The sequence below is a fragment of the Streptomyces sp. NPDC004435 genome, assembly GCF_042873895.1.
In the GTDB taxonomy this organism is placed as follows: domain Bacteria; phylum Actinomycetota; class Actinomycetes; order Streptomycetales; family Streptomycetaceae; genus Streptomyces.
On the sequence record NZ_JBIAMB010000017.1, the window covers coordinates 54,431 to 66,876 of the forward strand.

At 72.4% G+C, this 12,446-nt stretch carries 12 protein-coding genes and 2 tRNA genes; 9 read left to right on the plus strand and 5 right to left on the minus strand.

Translation table 11 applies throughout. The features are described 5' to 3' along the window. The 4 genes from ACFYT9_RS27660 (at position 1) to ACFYT9_RS27675 (ending at position 3,239) form a co-directional block, all read left to right on the plus strand. Entirely contained in the window at positions 1-1,110 is a 1,110-nt protein-coding gene (locus ACFYT9_RS27660; RefSeq protein ID WP_376601534.1) for an SDR family oxidoreductase, read from the plus strand. An 80-nt stretch (positions 1,111-1,190) separates the two neighbouring features. Next, positions 1,191-1,652: a molybdenum cofactor biosynthesis protein MoaE gene (locus tag ACFYT9_RS27665; protein WP_389168349.1), complete on the plus strand. Its 462-nt coding sequence runs from the start codon at positions 1,191-1,193 to the stop codon at positions 1,650-1,652. A 213-nt stretch (positions 1,653-1,865) separates the two neighbouring features. Next, positions 1,866-2,078, plus strand: a complete 213-nt coding sequence (locus ACFYT9_RS27670) for a hypothetical protein (protein ID WP_376601536.1) — start codon at positions 1,866-1,868, stop codon at positions 2,076-2,078. Between the two features lie 72 nt (positions 2,079-2,150). Then, positions 2,151-3,239 (plus strand): PDZ domain-containing protein, encoded by a 1,089-nt coding sequence (locus ACFYT9_RS27675; protein ID WP_389168350.1) that lies wholly within the window; start codon positions 2,151-2,153, stop codon positions 3,237-3,239. Positions 3,240-3,288: 49 nt separating this feature from the next. Here ACFYT9_RS27675 and ACFYT9_RS27680 read toward each other — a convergent pair whose 3' ends face one another. Beyond that, the gene (locus tag ACFYT9_RS27680; protein ID WP_387274432.1) at positions 3,289-3,828 is read right to left on the minus strand and encodes a PPA1309 family protein; all 540 of its coding nucleotides are present in this window, start codon (positions 3,826-3,828) and stop codon (positions 3,289-3,291) included. Positions 3,829-3,963: 135 nt separating this feature from the next. Here ACFYT9_RS27680 and ACFYT9_RS27685 point away from each other — a divergent pair, with 135 nt between their 5' ends. The 4 genes from ACFYT9_RS27685 (at position 3,964) to ACFYT9_RS27700 (ending at position 9,363) form a co-directional block, all read left to right on the plus strand. Further along, positions 3,964-6,870, plus strand: a complete 2,907-nt coding sequence (locus tag ACFYT9_RS27685) for a UPF0182 family protein (protein ID WP_389168352.1) — start codon at positions 3,964-3,966, stop codon at positions 6,868-6,870. Positions 6,871-6,913: 43 nt separating this feature from the next. After that, positions 6,914-6,987: transfer RNA gene (locus ACFYT9_RS27690), tRNA-Met, on the plus strand. A 202-nt stretch (positions 6,988-7,189) separates the two neighbouring features. Continuing rightward, positions 7,190-9,241 (plus strand): tetratricopeptide repeat protein, encoded by a 2,052-nt coding sequence (locus tag ACFYT9_RS27695; protein ID WP_376601542.1) that lies wholly within the window; start codon positions 7,190-7,192, stop codon positions 9,239-9,241. Positions 9,242-9,289: 48 nt separating this feature from the next. Beyond that, positions 9,290-9,363: transfer RNA gene (locus ACFYT9_RS27700), tRNA-Met, on the plus strand. 114 nt (positions 9,364-9,477) lie between these two features. Here ACFYT9_RS27700 and ACFYT9_RS27705 read toward each other — a convergent pair. The 3 genes from ACFYT9_RS27705 to hisN form a co-directional block, all read right to left on the minus strand. Further along, a complete protein-coding gene (locus ACFYT9_RS27705; RefSeq protein WP_376598842.1) occupies positions 9,478-9,894 on the minus strand; it encodes a Fur family transcriptional regulator in 417 nt (138 codons plus the stop codon). A gap of 78 nt (positions 9,895-9,972) precedes the next feature. Beyond that, on the minus strand, positions 9,973-10,359 hold the full coding sequence (locus ACFYT9_RS27710) for a cyclic nucleotide-binding/CBS domain-containing protein (protein WP_376598844.1): 387 nt from the start codon (positions 10,357-10,359) through the stop codon (positions 9,973-9,975). 214 nt (positions 10,360-10,573) lie between these two features. Continuing rightward, complete coding sequence (hisN, locus tag ACFYT9_RS27715) at positions 10,574-11,368, minus strand: histidinol-phosphatase (RefSeq protein ID WP_376598845.1); 795 nt, start codon at positions 11,366-11,368, stop codon at positions 10,574-10,576. 148 nt (positions 11,369-11,516) lie between these two features. On the opposite strand from hisN, the gene ACFYT9_RS27720 reads away from it, so the two are divergent. Next, entirely contained in the window at positions 11,517-12,152 is a 636-nt protein-coding gene (locus tag ACFYT9_RS27720) for a TetR/AcrR family transcriptional regulator (protein WP_387274437.1), read from the plus strand. On the opposite strand, the gene ACFYT9_RS27725 is transcribed toward ACFYT9_RS27720, so the two are convergent. Then, on the minus strand, positions 12,044-12,367 hold the full coding sequence (locus ACFYT9_RS27725; RefSeq protein WP_150209631.1) for a multidrug efflux SMR transporter: 324 nt from the start codon (positions 12,365-12,367) through the stop codon (positions 12,044-12,046). The genes ACFYT9_RS27720 and ACFYT9_RS27725 overlap by 109 nt on opposite strands. Positions 12,368-12,446: the final 79 nt, after the last annotated feature.

Genomic DNA, 12,446 nt, shown 5'->3' on the forward strand with positions numbered 1-12,446 from the left:
GTGAGTTCCCCAGATCCGCAGGTTCGCGGAGCGCGAAACCACTCAACCCGGTCCGCCGTGCGCGGCCCCGTCGTCGCCGTCACCGGCGCCGCCACGGGTGTCGGAGCCCTGCTGACCAGGCGTCTCGCCGATTCGGAGGAGATCCGGCAGGTCGTCGCCATCGACGAGCGGCGCGGCGAGGTGGCGGAGGCGACCTGGCATGTCCTCGACGTGCGGGATCCGGCCATCGCGGAGAAGCTGCGGGGGGCCGACGTCGTCGTGCACCTCGCCGTCGACCTGGACCTGGAGACGGACTCCGCCGCCCGGACGGCCTACAACGTGCGCGGCACGCAGACGGTCCTCACGGCCGCCGCGGCGGCCGGCGTCCACCGGGTCGTCCTGTGCACCTCGACCATGGTCTACGGCGCCCTGCCCGACAACGACATCCCGCTCTCCGAGGACGCCGAGCTGCGGGCCACCGCCGAGGCCACCGGCGTCGGCGACCTGCTGGAGATCGAGCGGCTCGGCCGCCGCGGCTCCCGCGCCCACCCCGGCCTCAACGTGACCGTGGTCCGCCCGGCCGTCCTCGTCGGCGGTACGGACACGGCGCTGACCCGCTACTTCGAGTCGCCCCGCCTCCTGGTCGTCGCCGGATCACGCCCCACCTGGCAGTTCTGCCACGTGGAGGACCTGGTCAGCGCCCTGGAGTACGCGGCCCTGGAGAAGGTCGACGGCGAGTTCGCGGTCGGCTGCGAGGGCTGGCTGGAGCAGGAGGAGGTCGAGGAGCTCTCCGGGATCCGCCGCATGGAGCTGCCCTCGGCGGTCGCCCTCGGGGCCGCGGCCCGGCTGCACCGGATCGGCCTCACCCCCTCCCCGGCCGGGGACCTCGCCTACACCATGCACCCCTGGGTGGTCAGCGTCGGCCGGCTCCACGACGCCGGCTGGCGCCCGCGGTGGACCAACGAGGAGGTCCTCGCGGCACTCCTGGAGGAGGTCCAGGGCCGGCACACGGTCGCGGGCCGCCGGCTGGGCCGCAAGGACGCCACGGCGGCGGGCGCCGCGGGAGCCACGGTGGCCCTCCTGGGCACCGCGGCCCTGGTGCGGCAGATGAGGAAGCGGCGCGGCCTGTAGGACCCTCCTACGGAGGGTCCCGGTCCACCGGTCGAAAGCGCTATTCCGGGATGTCGGCGGCGTGCGGCACCATGGACGGCATGACCACGACGCACGACCACCCGGGTGAGCAGGCCGCGGACGACCCGATCAAGCTGCTCGCCATCCGCGACACCCCGCTCTCGGTCGACGAGGTCTTCCGGGCCGTCGGCGACGAGGCCGCGGGCGGGACGACCCTGTTCGTCGGCACCGTGCGCAACCACGACGGCGGCGCCGACGTCGACAGGCTGGGCTACTCCTGCCACCCGAGCGCCGAGGACGAGATGCGCCGGGTCGCCGAGAAGGTCGTGGCGAACTACCCGGTCCGCGCCCTGGCGGCCGTCCACCGCGTCGGCGACCTCGCGGTGGGTGACCTGGCGGTCGTCGTGGCCGTCTCCTGCCCGCACCGCGGCGAGGCGTTCGAGGCGTGCCGCAAGCTGATCGACGACCTCAAGCACGAGGTCCCCATCTGGAAGCACCAGACCTTCTCGGACGGCACCGAGGAGTGGGTCGGCGCCTGCTGAACGCCCACCCCGAGACTGGGGGTCCCCCGGACGAAGTCTGGGGGAGGGTCGGCGCCTGCTGAGCGGCCACCCCTGGGCTGCCCGATCCTGGCAAGGCGACGCGCCGACACGGCGTAGCCGAACGCCCGATTTGCGTAACCGGCCCCCAGGCCCGAGCGTTGTTGGCACAGATGAATAATCTGCTGATCAACTCACTGGGGATGGGAGGTCGGGATGGCAGCGCTGGCCTGGTTGCTGATTCCGCTTTTCGCAGTCGTCGGAGCGGCGATATGGGGAAGCTGGGTCCAGAGGAGCAAGACCATAGGTGACGTGGCCGAGCTCGCCGGCTATGCCCGCTTCAGGGACGCCATGGAGCGCACCCACCCCACCGCACCCGATTCCGCCCCGCTCCGCCCGGTCCCCGAACCGGCCCCCGCCGAGTCCTGACGGCCGGATCGCCGTCCGGCGGACGGACCGCCCCTGGGGTGCGCGCACAGGCGAGTCCCGTACTGTCGTTCCATGCCACGCCGCACCGCGACGATGCTCGCCTCCACCCTGGTCCTGATCTGCCTGCTCATCGCCGGCGTCCTGATCCCGGTGCCGTACTCGGAGATGAGCCCCGGACCCACGGTCAACACGCTGGGCGAGGCCCGCGGCGAGCCGGTGCTCCAGATCTCCGGCCGCAAGACGTACCCGACCGACGGCCACCTCAACATGACCACGGTCAGGGTCACCAGCGCGGACTACAAGATGAACGCCGTCGAGGCGGTCTACGGCTGGCTCGCGCACGACAACGTGATCGTGCCGCACGACACCCTCTACCCGGACGGGAAGACGGAGGAGGAGTCGAGCCAGGAGAACGCCGAGGAGTTCAGCCAGTCGCAGGAGAGCGCCAAGGTCGCGGCCCTCGACGAGCTCGGCATCCCCTTCACCACCCGCGTCGTCGTCGCCTCCGTGGTGAAGGACTCCCCGGCGGAGGGCACCCTCCACGCCGGTGACGTCATCAAGGCCGTCGACGGGGTGGCGGTCACGAAGCCGGCCGACGTCGCCGCCCAGGTCACGAAGCGCAAGCCCGGTGACCGGGTCGAGTTCACCATCGTCCCGGCGAAGGAGGCGGCGGCCGCCGAGAAGGCGCACAAGGAGGCCACCGTCACCCGGAAGGTGGCCATCACCACGGTGAAGTCCGAGGAGGGCGACCGGGCGATCGTCGGCATCCAGGCCGGCACCGACCACGCGTTCCCGTTCACCATCGACATCAAGCTGGCCGACGTCGGCGGCCCCAGCGCCGGCCTGATGTTCGCCCTCGGCATCGTCGACAAGCTGACCCCGGAGAGCCTGACCGGCGGCCGGTTCGTCGCCGGCACCGGCACCATCGACGACGATGGCAAGGTCGGCCCGATCGGCGGCATCCAGATGAAGCTGGTCGGCGCGCGGAACGCGGGCGCCGAGTACTTCCTCACGCCGGCCGACAACTGCGCCACCGCCGCCGGGGACACGCCCGACGGGCTCACCCTGATCAAGGTCGACACCATCGACGACGCGACCGCGTCGCTGGAGAAGCTCCGCAAGGGCGACACTGCGACCCTGCCCACCTGCGCGAAGGGCTGAGCACGAGGGCCGGTACGGGACCCCGCCCGGGGCCCCGTACCCGTACCGCTCAGCCCTCGAAGGTCGCGGCCAGCGCGTCGGCGAGACCCGGCACCAGGTCGGGGCCGGTCAGCACCTCGGTCGGCGAGTCCTTCTCGCGCAGCCGGATCGCCGCCTCCCGGGCCCCGGTCCGCAGCACGGCCACCGTCATGCGGACCTCCTGGCGGTCCGGGTGCCGGGCCACCCACTTGTTCAGCGCGGCGCCGCTCAGGTCCTTGGGGACCTGCGTCTCCGCCGAGGGCGGCAGCATCAGCCGCTCCACCGTCAGGGCGCAGCCGGCGACCCCGTCCGGCCAGGCGATGGTGCCGAGGAACTCGTCCAGCGGCTTGCCCGCGGGGATCTCCTCCTGCTCGATCGGGGTGTACGCGGTGGTGTCCTCGCCGAGCTTCAGCGAGGGCGCCTGGGCCCGCAGCCGGGCGGTGTCGACGAGGGCGAAGAGGCGGGCGGGGCGGTCCCAGCCGAGACCCGAGGCGTACTCGTCGATCTCGAGCACCGCGCGGGTGAGGGGACTGGAGGCCATCGGCGGGCCCGAGGGGGAAAGGTTGGACATGACCAATATCCTGCCTCCTCTTCCCCCGGAGACGGGAACTAGGTAAAGCCTCAGTAAGTTGCACCAGTGGGCTCTACGATCGCGGGGCCCGCTTTCCGACGCATCAACACCGAGGGGCGCACGTTGGCTTTCCAGATGCCTGACCGTGGCGGAGGCCCGTCCGGGCCAAGGATCAGAGTCGGCCGGCCGTCCCGGCGGGCCCGCACCCTGCTGATGACACTCGGCGTGCTGGCCGTCCTGGCCATGGCGTTCGTGATGTTCGCAGGGTTCTGGACGGACTGGCTCTGGTACCGCTCGGTCAACTACTCGTCCGTGTTCACCACCACCCTGTGGACCAAGATCGGGCTGTTCGCGGTCTTCGGCCTGCTCATGGCCCTCGTCGTCGGCCTCAACATCTGGCTGGCGTACCGGCTGCGGCCGCCGCTCAGCGCCATGTCGCTGGAGCAGCAGAGCCTCGACCGGTACCGGATGGGCGTCGCCCCCTTCAAGAAGTGGGTGCTGCTCGCGGTCACCGCCCTCGTGGGCCTGATCGCCGGCGCCTCCGCCTCGGGTCAGTGGCGCACCTGGCTCATGTGGATCAACGGCGTCGACTTCGGCGAGAAGGACTCCCAGTTCGGCAAGGACGTCTCGTTCTACGCCTTCGACCTGCCCTGGTACCGCTTCCTGCTGGCCTTCGGCTTCGCCGCCGTGGTGCTCTCCCTGATCGCCGCGGCGATCACGCACTACCTGTACGGCGGACTGCGGGTCACGAGCCCCGGCGCCCGCGCCACGGCCGCGGCCACCGGCCACCTCTCGGTGCTGCTCGGCGTCTTCGTCGCCCTGAAGGCCGTGGCGTACTGGCTCGACCGGTACGGCCTGGCGGTGAAGTCCAGCGACTTCAAGGCCACCGGCAACTGGACGGGCCTGCGCTTCGTCGACGCCAACGCCTATCTGCCGGCCAAGACGATCCTCTTCTGCATCGCCGTCATCTGCGCCCTGCTCTTCTTCGCCACCCTGTGGCGCCGCACCTGGCAGCTGCCGGTCATCGGCTTCGGCCTGATGGTGCTCTCCGCGGTGCTGATCGGCGGCCTGTACCCGGCGATCGTGCAGAAGTTCCAGGTCCAGCCGAACGAGCAGGCCAAGGAAGCCCCGTACATCCAGAAGAACATCGACGCGACCCGCAAGGCGTACGCGATCGACGAGACCAAGCTGGAGAACTACTCGGGCAAGTCGACGGTCAAGGCCAAGGACAAGCTGCGCGCGGACGCCGACACGGCGGCCGCCTACCGCGTCCTCGACCCCAACATCGTCTCGCCGACCTTCCAGCAGCTGGAGCAGAAGCGGAAGTACTACCAGTTCCCGACGACGCTCGACGTGGACCGCTACAAGGGCCAGGACGTCGTCATCGGTCTGCGCGAGCTGAACATCCGCGGCATCCCGAAGCGGAACTGGATCAACGACCACTTCACGTACACCCACGGCTACGGCGCCATCATGGCCCGCGGCACGCAGGTCGACGCCAACGGCTCCCCGGTCTTCACCGAGTCGGGCCTCCCGACCACCGGTGAGCTCGGGAAGTACGAGCAGAAGATCTACTACGGCGAGAAGACCGACCAGTACTCGATCGTGGGCGGCCCCCAGAAGGAGCTGGACTACGAGGAGAACGGCGAGAAGACCACCAGCTACGAGGGCAAGAGCGGCGTCAGCCTGGAGAACGCCTTCAACCGCGCCGCGTACGCGGTGGCCTTCAGCGAGCCGCAGATCCTCTACTCCGGAGCCATCGGCGACGGCTCGCGGATCCTGTACAACCGCACGCCGAAGCAGCGCGTCGAGGCCGTCGCCCCCTGGCTGACGATCGACGGCGACGCCTACCCGGCGGTCGTGAACAACCGGATCCAGTGGATCGTCGACGCCTACACGACCACCAACGGCTACCCGTACGCCTCGCGGACCACGCTCGGCGACACCACGGCCGACTCGCTGACCGTCGGCAACCAGCAGCGCGCCGTCGTCGCCCAGCAGAACCAGGTCAACTACATCCGCAACTCGGTGAAGGCCACGGTCGACGCCTACGACGGCACGGTCAGCCTCTACCAGTGGGACACCGAGGACCCGGTCCTCAAGACCTGGATGAAGGCGTTCCCCGGCACGGTGAAGGCCAAGGCGGACATCGACGCGGACCTCCTGGAGCACCTGCGCTACCCGCAGGACATGTTCAAGGTCCAGCGCGAGCTGCTGACCCGCTACCACGTCACCGACCCGGCCCAGTTCTACAGCGGCTCGGACGCCTGGCAGGTGCCGAACGACCCGACCAACAAGGACAACGTGGCCGTGCCGCCGTACTACCTGAGCATGAAGATGCCCGGGGACACGGCGCAGCGCTTCTCGCTGACCACGACGTTCACCCCCAACGGGCGGCCCAACCTGGGCGGCTTCATGGCGGTCGACGCCGATGCCACCAGCAAGGAGTACGGCCGGCTGAGACTCCTCAGGGTCACCGAGGACGTGCCGGGACCGGCGCAGGTGCAGAGCAAGCTCAACAGCCTCCCCGACGTCGCCACCTTCGTCCGCGACATGAGGGGCGCCGACTCGGACATCCAGTACGGCAACCTGCTCACCGTGCCCCTCGACGGCGGGTTCCTGTACGTCGAGCCGGTCTACGCCCAGGGGCGGAACGCGCTCTATCCGCTCCTGAAGAAGGTCGCGGTGTCGTACGTGGACGCCGACCAGCCGGACGGCGACACCACCAAGGACACCACGGTGTTCGAGAACAACCTCACGGACGCCCTCAACGCGGTCTTCGGGGTGGAGGGCACGACCCCGCCGACCACGCCGCCGGGCACCGATCAGCCGCCGACCACACCGCAGCCGCCGGCCTCGGCGGACGCGGCGCTGAAGCAGGCCATCGCGGACGCCCAGAAGGCGTACGACGCGGGCGAGGCGGCCCTCGCGAAGGGCGACTGGGCGGCCTACGGCAAGGCCCAGGAGGACCTCCAGGACGCCCTGGAGAAGGCCGCCGAGGCCGGGGCCAAGATCAAGCCCCAGGAGGGTTCCGGCAGCTGACCTGCGGGATTCACCCCGCGTCGTGATAGTGTTACTTCATCGACGCGGGGTGGAGCAGCTCGGTAGCTCGCTGGGCTCATAACCCAGAGGTCGCAGGTTCAAATCCTGTCCCCGCTACTGACACGAGGGCTCGGATCCATAAGGATCCGGGCCCTCGTCGCGTGTCGAGGTGACTGGGGACACCGAAGGGCGGTACGGAAGGGGCGAGTTGAGGCGTCTCGTGTTTGACTTGTCTCTCTGTGGGCATGTCGACAAAACGCTGAGGTGACCTCAAGGGCTGCGGTATACCGGGTGTGCGCGGGTTGCGGGTGGTGCGACGATGGTATTTATGGGGGACAGGGCAACTCTGTTGGAGACAGGGCGGTTTGTGCAGCGGCACGCCAGAAGTGCCGCGGACGAGATCATCGAGGCCGTGCCGGCCGTCGGTGCGGTCGTCGACACCGCCGCCGCCGTCTCCGGACCCCTCCCGGACGCCGGCCCCGAGACCGAGGCCGAGACCGAGGCGGAGACCGAAGGCCGGCACCGGAAGGCCGCCGAGCGCGGAGACACCGACGCCATGAGCGCCCTCGGCGCACTGCTGCTGCGCCGCGGCGACCTCGACGGCGCCGAGCCCTATCTGCGCGGCGCCACCGCGGAGGGCGACCGCGCCGCCGCCAACAACCTGGGCGTCCTCCTCCACCAGCGCGGCTACCCCGACGAGGCCGCCGGCTGGTGGCGCGTCGCCGCCGTCGCCGGCTCCGCCCCGGCCGCGCACGCGCTCGGCCGTCACCACCGCGAGCGCGGCGACGAGCCCGCCGCGGAGTACTGGCTCCGCCAGGCCGCCGAACAGGGCCACGCGCTGGGCGCGTACGCCCTCGCCGAGCTCCTGGAGCACCGCAGCGACGTCGGCGCCGAGCGCTGGCTGCGCGCCGCCGCCGAGCAAGGTCACCGCGAGGCCGCCTACCGGCTCGCCCTCGCCCTGGAACGGCGCGCCACCGAGACCCTCCGCGGCCCGCACGCCCTCGGCCCCGCCGCGCCCGCCGGCCGCGTCGGCCTCGCGTACGACACGGCGGGCCGCCTCCGGGCGGCCGACACCCCCAGGACCGGCGACCGCGCCCCCGCCGTCCCCGTCGCGCGCCCCGAGACCGCCGCGCCCCGCACCGGGGAGACCGCCGGCACCGGCCCCCTCGGGGAGGCCGAGCAGTGGTTCCGGCAGGCCGCCGCACGGGGCCACCGGCGGGCCGCGCTGCACCTCGGCGCCATCCTGGAGCACCGCGGCGAGCTCAAGGAGGCCGGACGCTGGTACCTCAGCTCCGCCAAGGAGGGCGAGGCCAAGGCCGCCTGCGCCCTCGGCTTCCTGCTGCGCGACGCCGGCGACGAGGAGTCCGCCGCCGTCTGGTGGCTGCGCGCCGCCCAGGACGGCGACGGCAACGCCGCCAACGCGCTCGGCGCCCTGCACGCCGCCCGTGGCGAGCAGCAGACCGCCGAGCGCTGGTACCGCGCCGCCATGGACGCCGGGGACGTCAACGGCGCCTACAACCTCGGGCTGCTCTGCGCCGCCCAGGACCGCCTCCCGCAGGCCGAGCAGTGGTACCGCCGTGCCGCCTACGCCGGTCACCGCGAGGCCGCCAACGCGCTCGCCGTGCTGCTCCTCCAGGCCGGCGACGCGGGCGGAGCCGAGCCCTGGTTCTCCAAGGCCGCCGAGGCAGGCTCCGTGGACGCCGCCTTCAACCTCGGCATCATCCACGCGGGCCGCGACGACGACCGCGCCGCGCTCGCCTGGTACGAGCGGGCCGCCGCCGCCGGGCACACCGAGGCCGCCCTCCAGGTCGGCATCGCCGCCCTGCGCGACGGTGACGAGCAGACCGCCGAGCGGCACCTGCGCTGCGCCGCGGGCGGCGGCAGCCCCGAGGCCGCCTTCCGGCTCGCCACGGTCCTCGACGCCCGCCGCCCCGACCCCGGCCCGGTGGTCCTCGGCGCCCCCGTGGACCAGAAGACCGAGTGCGAGGAGTGGTACGAGCGGGCCGCCCAGCAGGGCCACCGGCGCGCCCAGGTGCGGGTCGGCATGCTCGCCGCGGGCCGCGGCGACCTCGCCGGGGCCGCCCGCTGGTACCGGGAGGCCGCCGAGGCCGGCAGCCGCAACGGCGCCTTCAACCTCGGGCTGCTCCTCGCCCGCGAAGGCAGCGAGCGCGAGGCCGCCCTCTGGTGGACCCGGGCCGCACGCGCCGGGCACGGCCGCGCCGCGCTCCGCCTCGCGCTGCTCGCCGCCCGCCGCGGCGAGCTGTCCGAGGGCCGCAAGTGGTGCGCCCGTGCCGTGGAGCTCGGACCGGCCGAGGTCGCTGAGCGGGCGGCGCGGCTCAGCGAGGCTCTGCACCAGGAACTCACGGCGTAGAAGCGATTTGCTCCTGTCACGGCAACCCCGTAAGGTGGTGTTCACCGACGCGGGGTGGAGCAGCTCGGTAGCTCGCTGGGCTCATAACCCAGAGGTCGCAGGTTCAAATCCTGTCCCCGCTACTCAGTAGCCCGAAGGCCCGGATCGTCCCAGACGATCCGGGCCTTCGGCGTTCACCGGAGCGGGACGCGGGCGCGCGAGAAGGGGCGTTCCTTCCGGAACGCCCCTTCGTCGGTTCAGGCCGTGGCGCAGCTCGGGCAGAGGCCCCGGTACGTGACCTCGACGTTCGAGATCGTGAAGCCGAAGCGTTCCGCGTCCGGCAGGTCCCGCAGCGGGTCGCCCGCCGGGTGGACGTCCCGGATCGCGCCGCATCCGGCGCAGACCAGATGCTGGTGCGGCCGGTGGGCGTTGGGGTCGTAGCGCTTGGCGCGCCCGTCGGTGGCGACCTCCAGGACCTCACCGAGCGTGACCATCTCGCCCAGGGTGTTGTAGACGGTCGCGCGGGAGATCTCGGGCAGGCGCTCGACGGCGCGGGCGTGGACCTCGTCGGCGGTGAGGTGCACGTGGTCGCCGTCGAGGACCTCGGCGACGACACGGCGCTGCGCGGTCATCCGCCAGCCGCGCCCGCGCAGCCGTTCCAACAGGTCGCTCATGAGGGCCAGGGTAACAGCGGGCCGAAAAGGGGCGGAGCGGGCTTCCAGCCCGTGGACCGGGCGGGGAGAAGGGCCGGGTCACTCCGCCACGCTGTGGGCGGGCAGCCAGCAGCGGATGATGTCGCGGACCGAGACCATGCCGACCGGCCCGAGGTGGTCCAGGACGACCAGATGCCGGAAGCCGCCCCTGGTCATCGCCTCGGCCGCCTCCTCCAGCGTCCAGCCGGGCGCGGCGAAGACGACCTCGTGGGTGGTGTGGGAGCCGGCCGTCTCGCGGTCCGGGTCCTCGCCGCGGCCGAGGGAGTTGAGGATGTCGCGCTCGGTGAGGATGCCGATCCCGGTGTCGCCGTCGAGGACGACGGCCGCGCCGACCCGGCGGGCGGACATCAGCCTGGCGGCCTGCCGGAGGGTGTGGGCGGGTCCGATCGTGAGGACCACCGTGCTCATGGCGTCACGGACGAGCATGGATGGAGCCACCTCCTCGGAGAACCGCCCGCGTGAGGCGGTTCACAAATGCACAAGTGGGGGGACTCTCAGAGTCGCACCGGGAGGGGGACCCGACAAGGGGGCGTGCGAGGAGCTCTGAGGAGCGGCCGGGGGCACGCCCGCGCGCCCGCCGCCCCTCCGCACGCCCGGGGCCTGTCCGGCGGGATCCGGAAGGGACCGCCGACGGCAGACCCTAGTTCCCCAGGTGCCCCAGCAGTGCCTCGTGGAGCAGGCCGTTCGAGGCCGCCGCGTTGCCGCTGTGCGGGCCGGGGACGCCGTCCAGGCCGGTGTACGAGCCGCCGGCCTCCTGCACCACGATCGCCACCGCCGCCATGTCCCACAGCGACAGCTCCGGCTCCGCGCACAGGTCCACCGTGCCCTCGGCGACCATCATGTACGGCCAGAAGTCGCCGTACGCCCGGGTCCGCCAGCACGCGCGCGTGAGGTCCAGGAACGCGTCGAGCCGCCCGCGCTCCTCCCAGCCGCTCAGCGAGGAGTACGCGAAGGAGGCGTCGGCCAGCGAGGCCACCTGGGAGACGCCGATCCGGGTCCCCGCCTCCGGGCCGGTCCCGGTGAAGGCGCCCAGGCCCTTCGCCGCCCACCAGCGGCGGCCCAGCGCCGGCGCCGACACCACGCCGACCACCGGCTGGAAGCCGGTCTCGCCCTCTTCCATCAGCGCGATCAGGGTCGCCCACACCGGCACCCCGCGCACGTAGTTCTTGGTCCCGTCGATCGGGTCGATCACCCAGCGGCGCGGGCCGGAGCCCTCGACGCCGTACTCCTCGCCCAGGATCGCGTCCTCGGGCCGCTCCTTCTGGAGCCCCGCGCGGATCAGTTCCTCGGCGGCCCGGTCCGCCTCGCTCACCGGCGTCATGTCCGGCTTCGTCTCGACCTTGAGGTCCAGCGCGCGGAAGCGGGCCATGGTGGCCGCGTCGGCGGTGTCCGCGAGGGCATGGGCAAGGCGCAGGTCATCGTGGTAATCGGCCATGTCCGGCACTCTAGCGCCGCCCGGCGGAGCGCCGGTGAACCGTCCATGGACGGCACCGGGCGATCACCCCCGCCCCACCGGCCGCACTCTTGACAGCGCCCGTCCGCCTGCCGACTCTGGGGGACCATCGTCCGGCCCGGAGTCGCCCATGCCGACCGCCCGCGAGGCCCTCCTCGACGCCGCCCACGCCGCCCTGGCGCGCCACTCCTGGTCCGCCGTGCGGATGGCCGACCTCGCCGCCGCCGCCCGGGTCTCCCGGCAGACCCTCTACAACGAGTTCGGCAGCAAGGAGGGGCTCGCCCGCGCCCTCGTCCGCCGCGAGGCCGACGCCTACCTCGACGGGGCGCGCCGGCTGCTCGCCGCGCCCGAACCGCCCGCGCGCACGCTCGCCGCCGTCGCCGAGTGGACCGTCGTACGCGCCGGCGACCGGCCGATACTGCGGGCCCTGCTCACCGGAGCGTGGACCGAGGGCCTGCCCCGGCCCCGCCCCGCCCGGCCGGGCGCCCGGCCCGCCCCCGTACCCGCGCAGCGGCGGGCCGACGCCGGGCCGCCGGCGCCGGGGGAGCTGCTCGCGACGACCGCGCGCTGTGCGGGGGAGCGGTGGGCGGCCGGCTGCGAGCTCGCCCTGCGGCTCGCCGTCAGCCATGTGGTCGCCCCGGCGCTGCCGCCGGAGGGTCAGTGCGCCGAGCCGGACAGCTGGAGGCCGATGACCCCCACGATGACCAGCGTGATCGAGACGATCTTGAGTGTGGAGACGAGATCGCCCAGGAACACCATGCCGTAGATGGCGGTGCCGGCCGCCCCGATCCCCGTCCACACCGCGTACGCCGGACCCACGTCGAGCTTCTTCAGGGCGAGCGTGAGCAGGCCGAAGCTGCCCAGGGCGAAGCAGGCGAACGCGATCGTCGGCCACAGCCGGGTGAATCCGTGCGAGAGCTTCAGGCAGACCGCGAACCCCGTCTCCAGGATCCCGGCGACCACCACCAGCAGCCACGCCATCGTTCCTGCCTCCCACCCGCTCGGATTACTCGCACTTGTGCGTGTATGTCCATACCGGTCTCGGGGGAGACGTAAACAC